Below are 17,778 nucleotides of genomic sequence, written 5' to 3'. Positions count from 1 at the left end.
TATCCGTAGCATTAAAGACCGTATTACTATTAACTAAAATAAGTTACTGTCTCAGCCATTTCTTTTAGAAAGTCGTCTGCTTCATCAATCTCATAAATGATTGGTTGTTTACCTTTAGTATCTGTCTTTAATGCGTCTAGCAATTGCTGCTTATCGGTGATTCTACGATAGCCAGCGCCAAACCCTGCTGCTAATGGCTCAAAGTTTGGCGTTTTGATATTGACGCCAATCAATGGTAGGCCGCCCTCTTCCATATAACGGCGAATCTCACCGTAGCCTTGGTTGTTCCATAGCAAAACAATCAATGGTAGCTCAAGCTCGGCTGCGCAGATAAGCTCGGCAATCGTAAATTGAATACCACCATCACCCATTAGACTGACGACGGGTAGATTTGAGCCAACCATGGCCCCAATAGCAGCAGGCAAACCATAACCTAATGTGCCGAAACCCGTCGATGAATTAAACCATTTACGCGTCGCCAAGGCTTCAAGACCAAGGTTACCGCTATAAACAGGCTGCGTTGAATCACCAACGAAAATGACGTCTTCTACCTCATCTCTAATCAGCTTTAGTAATGAATTTTGTCCCGCAAAGTCTGTCGTTACATCCTTCAAGATAGCCTGTTTTGCCTCATTGACACGTGACAGTGCTTGATGGTCGAATGTCTGACCTTCTAAGCGGCTGCATAAACCATTAATCGCCATCTGCGCGTCGGACAGTACCGCGATATCTGCTCTAAATGGACGCTGCAATTGCTGGGCATCACAGTCGATACGTACTAGCGTGCCATTTATCTTAAACCCACCATTAAAGAACACATCATAGTCAGTCTCGCCAAGCTCAGTACCAATCGCTAACACCCAGTCGGCCTCGGTAATCACGGCGCGGCCTGCGTCTAACGACTGGTTACTACCTAAACTTAATGGATGACCAGGTGGCAGCAAACCTTTGGCATTAATCGTCAAAAACGTTGGCGCATCTATCAGCTCTGCCAATCGCTGTGCATCGTGATCGACATCGACGCAGCCGCCCCCATAAAGTATTACAGGATTTTTCGCGGTTTCTAATGACTGTACGATTAGGTCTAATTGCGCAGGATTCGGCAGTGGTCTTGTGACCTGTGGTAGGCTCAAATTATTTGTACCAGCTTCGCTATTTGCTACAGCATCTAACTTAGGCGGCTTAGCAACATGACTGGCATCAGCAGTGATAATATCGATAGGCAGCTGAATATGTACTGGCCCAGGACGTGCCCCATTAAATAAGGCAAAAGCTTCTGCAATGACCTTCGGTAGCGATTCAGGTTGCCAAATGGTCTTACTCGTCAATGCTACTTTGCTAATCATGCCTTGCTGATCATGCAATTCATGCAAATGCCCTTCGCCACTACCCGTGTCTTTGACTTTGTTGACGCTAGAAATCACTAGCATCGGTATCGAATCAGCCAATGCCTGTGCCATCGCCGTCATGATATTGGTCATACCAGGGCCAGTGATAATAAAACACACCCCAATTTTACCAGAGGCACGATAGTAGCCGTCCGCCATAAACCCAGCGCCTTGCTCATGACGCGGCGTCACATGACGAATATTGGTATTTGGAAGGCCGCGATACAGCTCTACCGTATGTACACCAGGAATACCAAAAACGGTCTCTACACCATAATATTCTAGCCACTGCACCAATAGCTCACCACAGGTCAATGATGATGTGTCAGACAAAGAAGAAGGCGTTTGCGTCAATTGGGTCATGGGTCAGTCATCCTAAAAAATTTCGCTAAATATTCAGATAATTATCAATACCTCAAAACAACCTTTGTATTTTTTCTTTCATACCGATTATTAGTCACTAATTACTGGCTGCAAAGGTTGCTCATTATAGAGGTAATCATTGATGGTGATTAGTAAACCGCTTTAACCTTGTCGTCATAGCGTACGCCCGGCAGGATACATAGCATCTCAAACAATAAATTCGCCGCCAATACCGAGGTGTTACCAAATGGATCATACGGTGGTGATACTTCGACCAAATCACCGCCCACCACGTCTAGGCCACGCATACCGCGTATGATTTCGATACCTTGAGTAGAGGTCAGACCGCCGATTTCAGCAGTGCCCGTACCTGGGGCAAACGCCGGATCGATACCGTCGATATCGAAGCTCAAATAAACAGGACCATCGCCTAGCTTTTCGCGTACTTCAGCCATAAGCGGTGTTAGCGACTTATACCAACACTCTTCAGCAGGTACCACACGGAATCCTTGCTCAGTTGACCAGTCAAACTCTTCAGCGCTGTAGCCTGTACCACGTAGACCAATCTGCACCACACGATTACCATCGATGAGGTTTTCTTCGACAGCGCGGCGGAACGGCGTACCATGAGCGATTTTTTCGCCAAACATATCATCATTGATATCAGCATGAGCATCGATATGTACCATGCCGACAGGACCATGTTTTTTGGCAAGTGCACGTAGGATAGGTAACGCGATAGTATGATCGCCGCCTAATGTTAGAGGAATCGCGCCGTGTTTGACGATTTTATCGGTATAGAATTTTTCAATGATATCAACGCTTTTTAGCAGGTTGAATGTATTGATAGGCACATCGCCGATGTCAGCGACTTGTAATGACTCAAAGGGCGCAGCGCGAGTGGCCACATTGTAGGGACGAATCATTCTTGACTCATCACGAATCTGCCTAGGACCCAATCTTGCACCGCTACGGTTGGATGCACCAATATCTAAAGGCACACCAACAAATGCTACATCTAGCCCTTCAGCATCGGCTTGCGTTGGCAGGCGCATCATAGAAGCAAAACCGCCAAACCTTGGCATTTCATTGCCGCTTAATGGTTGATTGAACGTCATAAGTTCTTCCTTGTTATATTTGATTAAAGTACACAATTTGCTACATACCATTGACAATACATAAATATAAGAGCATGAACCATGGTAAAATTTAGAAGTAAACTTCTATTTTTTCGTAGTAAAGTGCGCTTATAGGTCACTATCAGAAGTTTATGAAAAGAAGTATCGATTAAAAGATGATATTGATTGATAAATGAGGAGCTGCTTTTGATATTGGATGAACTGATAAAGATAGACATCAAAACACTACGCAGCTTTATGGCTATCGTAGAGTGCCAAGGCGTGACGGCCGCCCAGTCGCGTTTGAATGTCACTACTTCTGTGATCAGTGGACACTTAACCCACTTAGAAGATCGCTTAGGAATGACGCTGTGTCACCGTGGTCGAGCAGGATTTAAGCTAACAGAGGACGGTGCCGCTGTTTACGAGGCATGTTTGGGCTTTACCGAATCAGTCGCCAGCTTTCAACATCAGCTGCATTATATTAAACAATTAGACTCAGTTCACGGCGGGCACATCAGGCTTTGCTTGATTGATCAAATGCCCAAGTTTTTTTATGATGCACTTAGACAACGTCTAGCCAACAGCTACCGTAATAACCCGTTAATACACTTTTCTATCGACGTACAAAGCCCTGAGAGCATGTTAGAAAAGCTCTTAAGTAATGAGAGTGACATTGGCGTGGGATACTTTGGCAGCTTTCCACCTTTACTGACCTTTAAGCCAGCATTTGTTGAAAAACAAGTGGTCTGCTGTGGTCGCGAACATAGATTATTTTACAACTCAGAAGGATTAACTTTTGAAGATTTAGAACAGAACTATCCATGGATAAAAAGAGGCTATGTGGTAGAGCATCATATCAATCATATTCGCCCCAAGACATTAAGCGCGACTACTTATCATATGGAGGCGACAGCCCAGCTTATCCTTGCAGGTCACCATGTTGGCTACTTGCCGCGTGATTTAGCGAAGCGTTATGAGGGTATGGGCCTGATGAAAATACTACTGCCTGATGAGGCAAGCTATGATGTCGAGCACCATTGGGCATATCGAGAAAATCAGCCTAAACAAGCGGCTGACTTTTTGAATAAAATGATGAACTTATTATAAGATACCACTAGGTTTATTACACTATTGCAGACGGTTGTTGGTACTTTAGACCAATGGTTCTTAGCTTCCCTTTGTCATCGACTTCCTTGATGACCAATGACCACTCGTCACTCACCACAACGGTATCGCCCGACACTGGCGCGGTACCTAAATGTGATTTTACGTACTCGGCCACCGTCTGCTCCCACATGTTTTTTGCGCTGTCTTCATCGGACGTTTTCAGTGTTTTTACCAATGTCTCAGATGCCATGATTCCTGTAAAAAACGGCAAATCACCAAGCTTAACACTCGGTGATAGCAACCAATCGCCATAGAAATCATCGATAGCTTTGCGATCTAGTGTCGTGTCATTGAAAATCTTGGCGATTTTGCTCGCGTGATTACCTCTCATCGCATACCAGACACTGTCGCCGAATTTTAGCTTTGTATTGTCATCGACTACTACGATTTGCTGATTACGGACTAGCGCAAAGACACTGATTTCATCTGGATTGATACCTTTGGAGATACCCATAGGATGACGCCCAATAGCAAATGCGCCTGATTGCGCCTCAAACTCATACAAAGTAATACTCGCCTTATCCGATACCCAAACCTCGTGTTCTTCTTTGGGATCTTTATTGGTTGGAATACGTACCTTAAATAAATTCGCCATAGTAGGAATGGTCGTGCCTTGCAAAATCAGTGACAGCACCACAACCCCAAAGGCAATATCAAACAGCATAAAGGCGTTATCTATCCCTGCCATGACGGGCAAAATCGCAAGGGTAATGGGCACCGCACCGCGCAGACCAACCCAAGAGATAAACCCAATCTCTCGATCTTTAAATTTAAATGGTTTCACACTAGTATAGACCGCGATAGGACGGGCAACGAAGATCATGAACGCCGCTATCGCCACCGAATAATGCCAGACATTAAGAACGTTTGATGGCGTGACCAATAGCCCCAATACCACAAACAACACCGCTTGCGACAGCCACGCAAAGCTGTCCATCACGCGCATGACATGCTCTGTCGAGCGCACCTTGTGGTTGCCGATTAGCACCCCTGTGAGATACACCGCCAAAAACCCACTACCGCCAATCAAGTTGGTCGCAGCAAATACCGCCAAGCCCGCTGAGAGTATCAAAATGGCATACATGCCCTCTGCCAGATGTATCTTGGGTAATAACCGAGAGAGCAAATAACCAAAGAGCAAGCCCATGCCCAATCCAAAGCTCAACTGTTGAAACAGTAAGACCAAAAAGCCAAATGCTGTCTGACCAGCAGGGTCGACGTTTAGAGCAATTAACCCCGTCACCAATAAAATGGCCAAGGGATCGTTGGCACCAGATTCTAACTCGAGCGTGGCTTGAACGCGGTCATTGAGCTTGACCCCGCCATTACGCAGTAGAGAGAATACAGCGGCCGCATCGGTTGAGCCCACAATCGCTGCCATCAATAGACCAAAACGCCAGTCGACATCGAGCAACCAAGTAACAAATACCCCGAGCACCAAAACCGTGACCAGCACGCCCCAAGTAGCCAAGGTAATCGCAGGTTTTAGACCCACTCGAAATGATTTAAAGGATGTACGTAAACCACCATCTAACAGGATACAAGCCAGCGCCGCTTGTCCCACAAAATTGGCCAGCCCATATTGAGAAAACTCAATACCCAAGATACCCTGCTCGCCTGCCAACATACCCACTATCAAAAACAGCAACAACAATGGTACGCCTAAGCGCGCCGATAATGTACTCGCCATGATACTGGCGAAAATTAGTACTGCGCCTACGAGATACAGGATATTTAAGGTATCCATTTTTTTTGAGCCCTATTTTTTATTATTAAGAATAGTAATTGATTGCGATGGGGTTTTCGTTATCTTGCTGTTAGTAGATATTACACCAGTGAGCCTATCATAAGCGGCCATTATTCAAAATATGAATGACAATTATTTATGATGATATTAACATCACCATCAGAACTAGCAGCCAATACTAAATCAATAAAAAAGACCTCAAGAGAAAACGCTCAAATATTAAAGCGAAGCCCACAAAATGCCATTGCTGTGCTAAAAGAGTTTACGTCTTAATATTAATTAACCTTGAATGTATTGCCATGTCAGTACCAGAATCGCAGCCGCAATCGTCCAAGCGACCACACCTAGCATTAGTGCTTTGTATAAGCTCATATAACTGATGCTAAAAAACACCACAAAGGTATAAATCAAATGCGGTATGACGCCAAGCATACTGAATATCAACGCGACCTTTAAATCTGCGGGACTACGCTCAGTACCAACGATAAAGTGACTGATTAACGTAAAAGTGGGGAATAGTGGCGCAAGCGCCGCCAAATAGAAAAATCGGGTTTGGGCGAACATTTGAATCGCCAGTACCATCAAGGCGCCGATAAGCATTTTTAACCAAATCACGACGGGTCCATCTCCTGTTGATTATAAAGGCTGAACGTAGCCCAATCCGCCATGATACTAAAGTCTGCAAACTGACATAAGAGCAATCGCTGATTAATTAATCCGTATGATAAAAAAATGCAAAAACCCCACTTAGCTAAGTTGCTAAATGGGGCTATTTACTTCTATTAAGTAAGCTTCTACGAATTGCTTAATCCTTTTTTGGCTTTAGTGCCGCGCTGATGTCTGCTAGCAATGGCGGTATATCATGCTTGTCTGCGATCACCTCAATCATTATAAGCTTATCAGTAGTCGCAGCAGCTTTGTCGAAAGCAGATTTTAGCTCGCCCGCCGTCTCTGCTTTGAGTAGTAGGCTATTCGCTTCTGTCGCGCCAAACGCTCGCGGCATGATTTGCCAATCGCATTTAGGAATATCATTATAGTATTGGTTTTCGCCATGAATGGCACGCTCTACCGTATAACCATCGTTATTGATTAGGACGATGACTGGATTGATACGCTCTTGAATCATGACCGCTAGCTCTTGAATAGTCAACAATGCTGAACCGTCCCCAATTAATAACACACTGCGTTTATCTGGCGATGCGATTGCCGCGCCCAAGCTGGCAGGCAACGTGTAGCCAATTGAGCCCCACATCGGCTGCCCATATGATGTCACCCCTTCTGGCAGACGCACATCACTGATACCAAAATAGGCTGTCCCTTGTTCAGAAAACACCAAATTATTGTGATCTAAGCGGTCAGCGATAATATGCCATAAATCATCTTGGCGGATAGCCTCACTGTCTTTACCTTTTTGTTCATGCGGCTTAACTTCTTCACAGAAAGGTTTTGGCACGATGTTAATGCCAGAGGTCATCACTTCATGCAGGGCTTGCAACGCATCTTTTAGCGCAATCGGTGCAAAGTTCTTACCACTGATAGAAGCACGCTCATAATGCAAGTCTACGACCACATCTTCATTGATATCTTGGCTAAACCCTGCGGTAGTAGTGTCAGTATATTGCACCCCTACTTTGATGAGGCATTCGCAGTTTTCTACCGCATCTTTGACAATTGGACGCGAAGCAACACCAGCATAGGTACCTGCCCAACGATCACTATTTTCATCAAGCAACGTCTTGCCCCAAGATAACGTGGTATAAGGAATATCGGTATCAGCAATTAGTGCTTTGAGCTGTGACTGTAAGCCCAAACGATGCACCATCAAATCTGCCATTAGTGTCGTGGTTTTGTTTGGTAAAAACTCGGTTAGTGCTTGCTTGAAATCTGATAATGCCGCTTGGCTAGTAATATCTTCTTGGCTATCGATCAACTTAGTCGTTGGTGGATAAATAGGCTGGCGCGCAACGTCTGGTGATAGCAATAGGTAACCTGGACGATGCTTTTTGAGAATTAAGCGAATCACTCTATCGATTTCTGAAGCAGCATTTTCAGGAGTAAGCTGCGCTCGTGCTACCGTCACAGGCTCGACCATCTTAATAAAATGATTGAATACGCCATCACCAAGCGAATGATGAATACGGCGCTTTGAGTCTTGTAGCGCTGTGCTTGGTGCACCGACGATATGCAACACTGGCGCGTACTCAGCAAAAGAACCTGCAGTTGCGTTAATCGCTGACAGCTCGCCTACGCCAAAAGTCGTCACCATGGCGGCAAACCCACGCTCGCGTGCATAGCCATCGGCAGCATAGCCAGCATTTAGCTCATTTGTGTTGCCTACCCAGCGCAGCTTGTCAGAAGCAAGTACGTTATCCAAAAAAGTTAAATTGAAATCACCAGGGACACCAAATATCTCAGATGCACCCGCTTCTGCGACACGATCAAACAAATAATCAGCGATGGTATATTGTTGACTCATTTTTTATCCTTATGACTTATCTTTGTAAGTATTGATAATTGTGAATGTGATTGAGGTTAAATTATAAAGTGCGTCCCAGCTTATTTATGTACTACAAAGCTTTTGGAATACATATTATAATAAACCGTTATAACATATATCTATGGCCAGAAGACACGCCTATTTTAATAACTTTAATTTTTTTCGTCATAGGTATTGACACCTAAAAAAAACTGCGTATAATACGCCTTCATCAACTGACGATAGTTAATTGATAATTAGCGGGAATAGCTCAGTGGTAGAGCATAACCTTGCCAAGGTTGGGGTCGAGAGTTCGAATCTCTTTTCCCGCTCCAAATACTTAAAAAGCCTCACTTAACAGTGAGGCTTTTTTTTGTCCAATTTTCGAGGGTTTGTAGAAGATTTATCGAAATATCTTTTTGAATATAGTTAAGTCTAACTACTCAATCAAAAAGCTCATTTTCGGTGCGGTGCCCATTTGGTGCCCAAACCGTGCCCTGCCCTAAAACTGCATATACGTATCTGACCACAACCTAGCTATTTTTGGTTCAAAAAACATCATGACACCTAACCTAGTAAATTTGGCACTATGATGATTTTTGAACCCAACCTTAATTCAGCAAAAAATGTGTTTTTTAGATGCTTCATTTATTGGAAATGTATCTAAGATCCATAGTATTCAAAGCTAATCGTCACTTAAAAAATGATGACTCCAACCTAACAATAGAAATTATTAAGCCCTACAAGTATGCTTTAGCCCTAATAAGTCTTTAGCTAGAAATTCCCTATCAGCGGTTATCGCGATAGTTAAGTCACTCTTTTCCTGAAGAGTCGTCCTCACCAAGTTCATCTGGAACATACTTCAAAATATCCCCTGGCGTTACTTCTAATACATTACATAGCTTGCTCAAAGTATCGAACTCAATTCTAGTCGTATCATCATTATAGATCCTATGTAGCGTCGATTTACTGATGTCCGTCATTCTCACTAAATCTGCCACACGCAACCTTCTTTCTGCCAAAAGAACAGGTAAGTTACATGAAATCACAATAAATTCCTTATTGGTAAGTAAAAAGTACTTGCCAATGACTACTTTTCTGATAATATAGTACTCGTTGGCAACAACAAAGTGTCTATTAAAAACTATTTAATACTGACTGGAGAACTATTATGTCACAGACCTATCTCACCACTCAAGAACTAGCCGAACGTATCAAATACGATGCGCGTACTATCCGTAACCAACTAAAGGATACCGTCTTAATCGAGAACATCCACTATATACGCCCTTTCGGTGGTCGCAAGATTTTATATGTATGGGAGCGTATCGAAGAAGATATGTGTAAGCCTGTCATGAGTGCGATCAACGGAATGGCCTTACAGTAAATTTTACATAAGCAAGGAGCTAAACAATGGCCTCAATAAGAGCGAGACGTGGCAAGCTATTCGTAGATTTTCGATATATGAATATGCGTTGCCGTGAGACAACCAATCTCACAGACACTCCAGCTAATCGAAAGAAGCTGGCTAAAATTATCGAAAAAATGGAAGCAGAAATCACTCTAGGTATTTTCGACTATGCCGCTTACTTTCCCAAGAGTGAACGAGCACAGGAGATGACGGCATTGGCTGATAGAGCAGAAGCTTGTATCAGTCGTAATCCAACCTTTGGGCAGTTTGCAGAGATTTTTTACGAGGAAAAGAAAATTGAATGGCGGCCGAGCTATCGGCAAAAGACAAAGATTATTCTAAATAAGTACTTATTACCTGCGTTTGGTGGCAAAGCGGTACATGCCATAAAAAAATCAGACCTGCTGACCTTCCGTAGCTCTCTCGCCAAAGTTCGTTACGGTAAAGATGGTCAGTCAAGTCTGTCAGTAGCACGAATCAATCAGATTATGATACTTCTTCGTATGATACTAGAAGAAGCGTCAGATCGCCATGAGTTTGAGATGCCTTATAAAAATATTAAGAATCTCAAGCAAGCTCGTCCTGATGTAAATCCGTTTACATTGAGCGAGGTATGGCTGATTTTAAAGCATGTTCGTGCTGATTATAGACCCTACTACACTATCCGCTTTTTTACAGGGATGCGTACCAGTGAGATTGATGGGCTTAAGTGGGACTGTATTAACTTTGATCGGCGTGAAATCAGTATCAGAGGGGCATTGGTAAACGGGGAGATGGGTCCGACTAAGACATTAGGCTCACAGCGCGATATTGCGATGTCACAACTGGTCTATGACGCCCTCCAAGAGCAGAAGGCAAGCACCTTTGGTAAGTCTGAGTTTGTGTTTTGCAATTCACAAGGCAATCCGATGGAGTACCGTAATGTGAATAGGCGGATATGGAAGCCCACCCTTGCCCTCCTCGGTCTGAAACATAGGCGTGCTTATCAAACTCGGCACACGGCAGCGACGCTTTGGTTAGCTGCTGGTGAAAATCCTGAGTGGATTGCTAGGCAGATGGGTCATAGCAGTACGGAGATGTTGTTTCGGGTCTACAGCCGCTATGTCCCTGATATTACCCGTCAAGATGGCTCAGCGATGGATAACTTACTACTTGCGAGTAAGGAGAAGTTAACAGGCGCATCGAATAGCTCTGGAGCTGAAACACTAATCACGAATGCACAAACTGACAAGGAGACGTCACAATGAAAATCATCAATTATGAGGAGCTGTTTGGTGAGTTTAAACCTGATGGTGCAATCAGTACAGATGCAAACCTTATTGCTAATGCATTGATGCGTGAGTTATATATTTCATCTGGTCATAACCTAGCACGCTTCCTAGGGGTAAAGCGGTGCTTTAATAATGATATGGCGATGCGTGTGTGGGTGCAGAAGCGCTTGGATGCAAGTTTTGGTTATGTGGTTGAGGATATGCGTTGTCAGCTTCAGATCGAGCTTTATGAGCTATTACCGTACTCTGACTATGGAAGCTACTGAGGAGAATATGATGAGTATAAAACTTCAGCCTAATATGACGCAGAGCCCATATGATATCAAAATATGTGAGGATTACTGGGCATACGATAATAAAAGCGGCTTTATTAAACATGTGAAGACGCTTTGTGAGAAGTATGAGGTAAGTCCTCAAGTATTTTTTGAGACAGTTGCTCAGTGTTATGCCTACTTGGACGATGTTGTATGTGAGTATTGCGGTTATGCTTGTTCAATTGAAGTACCTGCTGATATTTGTTATATGCGCGCAAAAGATAGTTGGTTATGCGTGATATGTGAACATGCTTTATGGCGGACAGATAAAGAAAATAAATGAGTGTTAACCGTCAAAAAAGCCAGACAGCTCAAAGCTGTTTGGCTTTTTATTTATAGTCCTTGCTTAAGTAAAGCCGAAGGCTTAGCAATCCTCAACATATATCGCTTTTAACTGAAACGAGTTAGGCTCATCAGTCATACTTGATCGATAATATATAGACTCACCAGTATTAGATAATAATCCTTCGACAGCATCTCCTATGTAAGCAAAAGCTTCTATTGGTAAGCTTTGCTCGCTCTCCATGCCAATCAACACCCCTTTGGTATCACAAGCTTTTTCAAGTTGGCCAATTAGCTGGTATGTAGCTGTTTTTACCATATCTAACTCAGCCTCACCTGTAGCACTTGAGTGCACAAACTGAAAGGAATTACCACACTCAAGCAAGTCTATAACATCTGCCATATCTATGCCGATGATAGTACTTGCAGAAGCTACATCAAGCAGTTCGACGACATCATTTATTTCATTAGGCTGACACTTAATGACTGCTTCTACAATATCTAAGCTTTCATAGTTATGATCATCTGTTTGTAAACCTACTAAAATATCAGCCTTTACTTTCTGTTTTAGCTCAAACAGTGCCTGCTCACTCCATTCATCGTTCATAACAAAACAACCAATGATAGCTGGTGGAAAACACTCTGTGTTTGATCGATATAAAGCAGCACAAGGGGTATCGTCTATTTGCGAGTTATCGAGCTGATATTTCATGGGTATACTCATTTATAATTATAACTTTTCATTCAATAGATGGTTATCATTTAAAACCTGAAACACTGTGTCCATTTCTTCCAAGATTTTATCGGCCATCGTGCCTTCATTTATCATTAACCATGCCTCACTCGAACCTTTCCAGTCTTGCGGATCAAAGTAGTAGTAAGCAGGCCACTGAGCAGAAGAGCTCACTTTTTTATCAGTTAGCATCGTATTCAGTACCGTTTTCATACTTTCTGCATGTGGACACGCTTTCGCGGCTTCTACAGAAGTGAACTTAATTCCTAGGATTGGACGATCAAACTCTGCATTATCAAACTCGAAGCAGACCCATGCCTTATTATAGCCAGGAATTATGAATCTAATCTGTTCGTATCTTCTGCCATCACCGATATAACTAATATCTAATTCGTAATCAGTTTTTTTATATTTTGCTAATAAATCTATTTTTAGCTTAGCTATCAGCTCTTTCTTCATTCGATCTACAGTGTTAGATACCTTGATACTGGCATCAATAGTAGCTGCATTCTGTTTAATGATATCTAAAATTGCGTTGTCTTCATTCATATCTTCTATTCCCATAAAATGTTTTTGAATAAACTTAGTTAGCTGTGTAATAAACTCACTGACGCTGTAATTCTGACACTCTACTTGACACGCTTTGAGCCAACTAATCAGACCGCTAAATCTAAGATGACTATATTGATTGCTGGTTATCCAACCTTCTAAGGTTTTAGTATCAACGCTATCTTCACTTGGTACGTCATTATCTTCGTTTAGATAAACAAGATGCCAAGGCTTGTGTTTCCTATTTTTAAGTTCAATAGCATAATCTTTCATTTGGTCAAGCTGATCTGCTGCATAAGGTTTGTTTTCAATACAAATACCATAGCTGTGATCACCTACCTGACATCTTAAGTAAATATCCATACGGCGTTGGGTGTTACTTTTCCCTGTTACTTCTTCAAGAAAAACCTCTGTTTTCTCAAGGTTATTAAGAAAAACCTGCCAGTTATCGTCTTTATATATAACAGGCAAACAATGCTCCACAAATAATCTTAAAAAGCTTTCTTGCTGAGCATGACTCCCTTTAGGATCAAGCAGAGCTGCTAAAATACGACTAAGTCCTAACTCATCGGTATTGATATAATCAAAAGTACTAAAATCTGGTGAAAGCTGGCGGCTATAGAGTGCTTGCGCCGTCTCTAAAGCGTTAATCTTTTGGCTCACATCACTTATCAAACTTTGCACGGTACTCATACTCATCTATCCTCTTAAAATCACACTCGGTTTTATTTACTTATATTGCTGGTCATTGATTTGATTTAGCATATTGATAGTGTTTGTATCATAACTGCCAGCGAAGAACTGATATAAGAGTTTTTCAAATACACACTTATTACCAGCAGCAAAAGCAAATAACGTTAGTGAGGATTGCAGCTTCAAGTGATCCGGTGAACCAAAGACATCTAAAGCGCTTTTGTCAGGATGCAACAGTAATAATTCAGCACATTCTAGCAACCGTGCTCCAAGCACCTCATGCTGCAAATACGCTTTCGCTTGCTCCAGACTCTCTATTGCAAATCGTCGAGACATTTTGCTATGCCCTAACCCTTTCACCTGTGGAAAGATAAACCACATCCAATGCGTGCGCTTACGACCTTGGGTCAGCTCTTCAATCACTTGTGAATAGATAGTATCTTGAGCTTGGATAAAATCATCAAATAAATCTTTATCTATCTTTGTCATTTTCTGCACTCCTTGCACTTTAATTAATGAGCGTTTGCCTACCTGCCACGCTAACCAGCCACATATATCGCCCCCATCCAGCAATGTTCAGGTTTATCAATTATCCTATTGCCGTAAAACACTTCTGAATCATCAGCAATTCGGTTTTCAACCGCAGTTGTGACGCTAAAAAACTCATCAAGAGATAATTTATTATCACTTTCAATATCAAGCATCATATACTGGATACTAAGATCTTCAGGAATTTGATTGAGCAGATGATTAACGGCACTTTTTACTTGTTCTGAATCTGGCATGCCCGTTATTCTAGTATGTATAAATTTAGCAGTCTTTTCAGATCCGCAGGATCTTTTGATATCATTAACATCTATACCAACCTTATCCCGATCATATAGTACCGATTCAAATACGCTTATCACCTGCTCGACTTCATCCGCTTTGCAAATAATGATCCCGTCTATTACCTCGAATCTATCAATTTGCTTATTTGTGGTTTGTAGCGCAAACAATGTGCAACCGACTTGTTGTTGTAGATTTAGCAATGACTGTTCATCCCAACCATCTTCGATAACGATAAACCCAACCTCAGACAAGAGGTAGCTATCTGATTGTGGCCTATACAAAGTAGCTAAAGGTATGGGCTCTATCTGAAGCTCATCATTACGTTCTTCGTTAATGTCGCTTTTTAGAGCCTGTTTATCTTTAACACTACTATCTACTGTCATACTCGGCTCCTTTTTAAAGTGAAATCATTAATTACGGTTATAAAGCTGCATGCCACTTTCTAGGCGCTCAAGAATAACTGCCTTTTGTTCCAATGGTTCAATATAAAACCGTGCTGTCTTTCCACTGAGCTTTTATCACTGCTGCTGGCACTGTTTTGAACCGTTTCGATATTCAGCATATCCGTGGTATAGCCGCCACTACTCGTGTTGGTACTTGCTGTTAGGTTGAAGCGGCCTAAGTTGTAGATATTGGGTTTGCCGATGTTACCTGTACGCCGTTTATAAAAACGATATTAAAGATTAATTTTAATTCAAGGATCTAACGACAAGTATTTCCACAATTTTCTTAATACAACAATGAGTAAGTTAAATAATACTACCAACGTTCCAAAAATAAAGGACAGCTTTATATCTTGATTCAAACTTAAAAAAGCTGCTCCCTCATTAAAATATCGTGTCATCATCACTCCAAAAATCATTACTAACCCAACAAATATACCTCTCAACAAAATTGTTATATATGGATGGCCCTTAATATTCCAGTCAAGAAATATTGAGGCCATAACATCTCGCAGAAAGACAATCACTATTTATCACCTAGCTATCTAACATTGCTAAACAAAATGGTGATACAACTGGTGTAACTGCCATCACCCCTAAATCTTCTTGATACCAACTGTCTAAAAAGGCATCTTGCTGCAGGATATTACTGGCATTACCTAGAAATGTAATTGCACAGGTCTGTGCAATAGAAAGAGTTTCTTTTAAAGGACAATGGTCAAGAGAAGAAGCCATGATGGTAAGCCTATATGTTTGTCATAGAGGCTAGTATATCTGACTACCTATAAACTTATTTTCCAGATAAAGATATAAAATTATCTAAATGGTACATGAGTAGCACAGAGTTGCTTTCTATAAATAAAAAGGTGATGAACGTTTCGCCCATCACCTCTTATGCACTATTTTAGGTCAACAAAACTTAATACTCTCTTACCATATCTTTTTGGGCTTTGTCATACTTAAAACAAAAAGGTTGATCTACATAGCTGTCAGACATTCTATAAGCATCGATATTGCCTGAGAAACAAAAGCGGTTAGATTTAATACTAAAATCAAAATCAATCGTATCGCCTTTCTTATTAACGATCATTGGCTTACCATTTGATCCAGTTGCCGCTGATAACGAATAACTAAAAGGTACTACTGTCTTACTAGCAGGGTCAATCACAACCAAACGATAAGGTTTTTTATTAACATACCCCGTAGCATTGGTTTCAAAAATATAGATAATCTGATTACCATTGAAGTTAGGCTTGCGCTCTTTCATAACGGTTGCATAGCTTTTCAAACGACTGTCTGTGCAAAACTTCTCATCCTCATAATCAAAGTCACATTCAATCACTGTGACACCATATTTTGTTTTAGGTGCTGCATTAGCCGTAGAGGATAGACCTAAGATAATTATCGATGCTGCTAATAACAGGCTTGTCTTTTTGAACATGAGATTTTTCCTATAAATTTAAATAAATTGAGTACTTTTTACGCGGCTCACTTTCAGATGTCAGTAAGTATGCATTTTTAAGAATAGATGTGAGAAATTACTGATCGTTTTGCGGATAGCGTTCTTGGTCTATATCATTCCAGTCGACATAGGTTTTTTGGGAAAGCACTTTTCCTTGGCGGTCTAATGTATAGCGCGTGATACTCTCGTAGCCATTATCATAAGCATTAGCGCTTTTAGTGTTTAGGTTATAGACATCAAGTTTCCCATTTTCATAGCGACCACCATCGACATCTACGGCATCCCCCATTGGCTCCATATAAGCCATATCATATTTTGGTGGGACAACAACCTTGCCTGTTTTCTCAATAATGCCCCATTTACCACTTCTATAGTCTCCAATCTTGACAGCAGACAGTCCTTCTGAAAACTCCATTGCCTCATCCCATTTGGCTGCTATCACTATTTTGCCAGAGGTGTCTACAAAACCTGTTTTGCTATCTTCATCACCCAATGTAGATGTGTTATATCTGGCCAATCCTTCTGAATAGTCATCTAGCCAGTTAAATTTAAACGGTACGACTGTTTTACCTGTTTTATCAATTGCTCCAAATTTATCATTTTTACTCACCACTGCTAGCCCATTATTAAAATCACCGGCACTCTGATATAAGTAAGGTATGGTCATTTTCCCTACCTTGTTCATATAGCCGTATTTACCGTCTTTGTATGCGGCTACCATCCCTTCTTGGAAATCTCGGAAATCAATGTAATAGCCACCAGTCATCGGTGCTTGATGCTCAACAGGTATGACTAATTTACCCGCTTCGTTAATATAGCCTTGCCAGTACAGATAGTCTTCGTAGTCCTCACCGCCGTCATAGCCTTTGACCATACCTATTTTCATGATCGCGACACGAGCCATACCTTCAGAAAAACTACCACAGCTATAATATTTTGCAGGTACGATGACTTTTCCTCTGTCATCTTTGTAGCCACACTGAGGTTGCTCCGTATTCTCCAGTTCAAAAGCTTGTAAGCCAGCAGTTGCACTACCTGTGCCAAACGCTGCACATAGACCCAATATCATTGCCACTTTTCTATTGTTTTTTTTCATTTAAATCTCATTTGTAAGGTATAAACGCTCTCTGTAATCCACAAATATATCTACGAAATACAGCTAATAGACATAACCAATTTAATAAACAATAGTAGTCAACTTTATTTTAATTATCAATATATATGTTATCCGATATAGTAATTTTAAATAGTCTCGAAGAATCTAAAGGCGCAAAAAAGGACACAACGTTATCGTTGTGTCCTTTTTTGTGCCTTGTAAGGATTTACTATGGCTTCACTACGACTTAAGAGAAAACTTTATTTAGATAACTGTCATTTGCGAACCTAAAGTCACAGTATAAATTTTGATGCTTCTCACTATTAGACATTAAATAACCCCAGTTCGGGATAAGCCACATTGTAACTCATTGATACTATTTACAATGTGGCTACCTGTCCCTGCTGAGGCATGTTTTTGATGGTGGGCTT

At 41.6% G+C, this 17,778-nt stretch carries 18 protein-coding genes and 1 tRNA gene; 6 read left to right on the top strand and 13 right to left on the bottom strand.

Going from position 1 to position 17,778, the window contains the following annotated elements; all coding sequences use genetic code 11:
* Positions 1–29: 29 nt before the first annotated feature.
* Both ACQKCG_RS12610 and speB read right to left on the bottom strand, forming a co-directional pair.
* Positions 30–1,751, bottom strand: a complete 1,722-nt coding sequence (locus ACQKCG_RS12610) for a 5-guanidino-2-oxopentanoate decarboxylase (RefSeq protein ID WP_424510200.1) — start codon at positions 1,749–1,751, stop codon at positions 30–32.
* Positions 1,752–1,900: 149 nt separating this feature from the next.
* Complete coding sequence (gene speB, locus ACQKCG_RS12605; RefSeq protein ID WP_427585428.1) at positions 1,901–2,869, bottom strand: agmatinase; 969 nt, start codon at positions 2,867–2,869, stop codon at positions 1,901–1,903.
* A 207-nt stretch (positions 2,870–3,076) separates the two neighbouring features.
* Here speB and ACQKCG_RS12600 point away from each other — a divergent pair, with 207 nt between their 5' ends.
* Positions 3,077–3,979, top strand: a complete 903-nt coding sequence (locus ACQKCG_RS12600; protein WP_227511139.1) for a LysR family transcriptional regulator — start codon at positions 3,077–3,079, stop codon at positions 3,977–3,979.
* 16 nt (positions 3,980–3,995) lie between these two features.
* On the opposite strand, the gene ACQKCG_RS12595 is transcribed toward ACQKCG_RS12600, so the two are convergent.
* The 3 genes from ACQKCG_RS12595 to ACQKCG_RS12585 all read right to left on the bottom strand — a co-directional run bounded on the left by ACQKCG_RS12595 (position 3,996) and on the right by ACQKCG_RS12585 (position 8,262).
* Complete coding sequence (locus ACQKCG_RS12595) at positions 3,996–5,786, bottom strand: potassium/proton antiporter (RefSeq protein ID WP_427585427.1); 1,791 nt, start codon at positions 5,784–5,786, stop codon at positions 3,996–3,998.
* 279 nt (positions 5,787–6,065) lie between these two features.
* Positions 6,066–6,401: a GlpM family protein gene (locus ACQKCG_RS12590; protein ID WP_414559401.1), complete on the bottom strand. Its 336-nt coding sequence runs from the start codon at positions 6,399–6,401 to the stop codon at positions 6,066–6,068.
* A gap of 190 nt (positions 6,402–6,591) precedes the next feature.
* Positions 6,592–8,262 carry an alpha-keto acid decarboxylase family protein gene (locus tag ACQKCG_RS12585; protein WP_102078501.1) on the bottom strand — a complete coding sequence of 557 codons (1,671 nt, stop codon included), beginning with the start codon at positions 8,260–8,262 and terminating at the stop codon, positions 6,592–6,594.
* A gap of 260 nt (positions 8,263–8,522) precedes the next feature.
* Between ACQKCG_RS12585 and ACQKCG_RS12580 the strand changes: the two genes are divergently transcribed.
* A tRNA-Gly gene (locus tag ACQKCG_RS12580) sits at positions 8,523–8,597 on the top strand.
* A gap of 477 nt (positions 8,598–9,074) precedes the next feature.
* On the opposite strand, the gene ACQKCG_RS12575 is transcribed toward ACQKCG_RS12580, so the two are convergent.
* Positions 9,075–9,245, bottom strand: a complete 171-nt coding sequence (locus tag ACQKCG_RS12575; RefSeq protein ID WP_257020073.1) for a helix-turn-helix domain-containing protein — start codon at positions 9,243–9,245, stop codon at positions 9,075–9,077.
* 188 nt (positions 9,246–9,433) lie between these two features.
* Here ACQKCG_RS12575 and ACQKCG_RS12570 point away from each other — a divergent pair, with 188 nt between their 5' ends.
* Genes ACQKCG_RS12570 through ACQKCG_RS12555 form a run of 4 tightly spaced genes read left to right on the top strand, consistent with a single transcriptional unit; the run spans position 9,434 to position 11,541 of the window.
* Complete coding sequence (locus ACQKCG_RS12570) at positions 9,434–9,649, top strand: hypothetical protein (RefSeq protein WP_045456309.1); 216 nt, start codon at positions 9,434–9,436, stop codon at positions 9,647–9,649.
* Between the two features lie 26 nt (positions 9,650–9,675).
* Positions 9,676–10,920: an Arm DNA-binding domain-containing protein gene (locus ACQKCG_RS12565; RefSeq protein WP_379544588.1), complete on the top strand. Its 1,245-nt coding sequence runs from the start codon at positions 9,676–9,678 to the stop codon at positions 10,918–10,920.
* Positions 10,917–11,210 (top strand): hypothetical protein, encoded by a 294-nt coding sequence (locus tag ACQKCG_RS12560; RefSeq protein WP_379544589.1) that lies wholly within the window; start codon positions 10,917–10,919, stop codon positions 11,208–11,210. The genes ACQKCG_RS12565 and ACQKCG_RS12560 overlap by 4 nt, the downstream gene beginning before the upstream one ends.
* Positions 11,197–11,541 (top strand): hypothetical protein, encoded by a 345-nt coding sequence (locus ACQKCG_RS12555; RefSeq protein WP_427585426.1) that lies wholly within the window; start codon positions 11,197–11,199, stop codon positions 11,539–11,541. Before ACQKCG_RS12560 ends, ACQKCG_RS12555 begins: the two co-directional genes overlap by 14 nt.
* Before the next feature lie 81 nt (positions 11,542–11,622).
* Here the strand turns inward: ACQKCG_RS12555 and ACQKCG_RS12550 are convergent, their stop codons facing one another.
* From ACQKCG_RS12550 to ACQKCG_RS12520, 7 genes are all read right to left on the bottom strand, one after another.
* Positions 11,623–12,252: a hypothetical protein gene (locus tag ACQKCG_RS12550; protein ID WP_201601944.1), complete on the bottom strand. Its 630-nt coding sequence runs from the start codon at positions 12,250–12,252 to the stop codon at positions 11,623–11,625.
* An 18-nt stretch (positions 12,253–12,270) separates the two neighbouring features.
* Positions 12,271–13,515, bottom strand: coding sequence for a PD-(D/E)XK nuclease family protein (locus ACQKCG_RS12545; RefSeq protein ID WP_427585425.1), 1,245 nt, complete (start codon positions 13,513–13,515; stop codon positions 12,271–12,273).
* 36 nt (positions 13,516–13,551) lie between these two features.
* A complete protein-coding gene (locus ACQKCG_RS12540) occupies positions 13,552–14,004 on the bottom strand; it encodes a DUF1810 domain-containing protein (RefSeq protein ID WP_299065604.1) in 453 nt (150 codons plus the stop codon).
* A gap of 50 nt (positions 14,005–14,054) precedes the next feature.
* Complete coding sequence (locus ACQKCG_RS12535; protein ID WP_427585424.1) at positions 14,055–14,729, bottom strand: hypothetical protein; 675 nt, start codon at positions 14,727–14,729, stop codon at positions 14,055–14,057.
* Between the two features lie 597 nt (positions 14,730–15,326).
* Complete coding sequence (locus tag ACQKCG_RS12530) at positions 15,327–15,524, bottom strand: hypothetical protein (RefSeq protein WP_427585423.1); 198 nt, start codon at positions 15,522–15,524, stop codon at positions 15,327–15,329.
* A gap of 184 nt (positions 15,525–15,708) precedes the next feature.
* The gene (locus tag ACQKCG_RS12525) at positions 15,709–16,230 is read right to left on the bottom strand and encodes a hypothetical protein (RefSeq protein ID WP_427585422.1); all 522 of its coding nucleotides are present in this window, start codon (positions 16,228–16,230) and stop codon (positions 15,709–15,711) included.
* Between the two features lie 97 nt (positions 16,231–16,327).
* Positions 16,328–17,347, bottom strand: a complete 1,020-nt coding sequence (locus ACQKCG_RS12520; RefSeq protein WP_427585421.1) for a WG repeat-containing protein — start codon at positions 17,345–17,347, stop codon at positions 16,328–16,330.
* Positions 17,348–17,778 lie beyond the last annotated feature (431 nt).

This window comes from Psychrobacter sp. NPDC078929 (genome assembly GCF_050267985.1).
In the GTDB taxonomy this organism is placed as follows: Bacteria; Pseudomonadota; Gammaproteobacteria; order Pseudomonadales; family Moraxellaceae; genus Psychrobacter.
The sequence above is the reverse complement of the archived record's forward strand: the minus strand, read 5'-3'. Positions and strand labels throughout refer to the sequence as shown.

Coding starts and splice junctions, on each gene's coding strand:
- ACQKCG_RS12610 (WP_424510200.1), bottom strand. CDS start 1,751: ATGACCCAATTGACGCAAACGCCTTCTTCTTTGTCTGACACATCATCA.
- speB (WP_427585428.1), bottom strand. CDS start 2,869: ATGACGTTCAATCAACCATTAAGCGGCAATGAAATGCCAAGGTTTGGC.
- ACQKCG_RS12595 (WP_427585427.1), bottom strand. CDS start 5,786: ATGGATACCTTAAATATCCTGTATCTCGTAGGCGCAGTACTAATTTTC.
- ACQKCG_RS12585 (WP_102078501.1), bottom strand. CDS start 8,262: ATGAGTCAACAATATACCATCGCTGATTATTTGTTTGATCGTGTCGCA.
- ACQKCG_RS12575 (WP_257020073.1), bottom strand. CDS start 9,245: ATGACGGACATCAGTAAATCGACGCTACATAGGATCTATAATGATGAT.
- ACQKCG_RS12570 (WP_045456309.1), top strand. CDS start 9,434: ATGTCACAGACCTATCTCACCACTCAAGAACTAGCCGAACGTATCAAA.
- ACQKCG_RS12565 (WP_379544588.1), top strand. CDS start 9,676: ATGGCCTCAATAAGAGCGAGACGTGGCAAGCTATTCGTAGATTTTCGA.
- ACQKCG_RS12560 (WP_379544589.1), top strand. CDS start 10,917: ATGAAAATCATCAATTATGAGGAGCTGTTTGGTGAGTTTAAACCTGAT.
- ACQKCG_RS12555 (WP_427585426.1), top strand. CDS start 11,197: ATGGAAGCTACTGAGGAGAATATGATGAGTATAAAACTTCAGCCTAAT.
- ACQKCG_RS12550 (WP_201601944.1), bottom strand. CDS start 12,252: ATGAAATATCAGCTCGATAACTCGCAAATAGACGATACCCCTTGTGCT.
- ACQKCG_RS12545 (WP_427585425.1), bottom strand. CDS start 13,515: ATGAGTACCGTGCAAAGTTTGATAAGTGATGTGAGCCAAAAGATTAAC.
- ACQKCG_RS12540 (WP_299065604.1), bottom strand. CDS start 14,004: ATGACAAAGATAGATAAAGATTTATTTGATGATTTTATCCAAGCTCAA.
- ACQKCG_RS12535 (WP_427585424.1), bottom strand. CDS start 14,729: ATGACAGTAGATAGTAGTGTTAAAGATAAACAGGCTCTAAAAAGCGAC.
- ACQKCG_RS12530 (WP_427585423.1), bottom strand. CDS start 15,524: ATGGCTTCTTCTCTTGACCATTGTCCTTTAAAAGAAACTCTTTCTATT.
- ACQKCG_RS12525 (WP_427585422.1), bottom strand. CDS start 16,230: ATGTTCAAAAAGACAAGCCTGTTATTAGCAGCATCGATAATTATCTTA.
- ACQKCG_RS12520 (WP_427585421.1), bottom strand. CDS start 17,347: ATGAAAAAAAACAATAGAAAAGTGGCAATGATATTGGGTCTATGTGCA.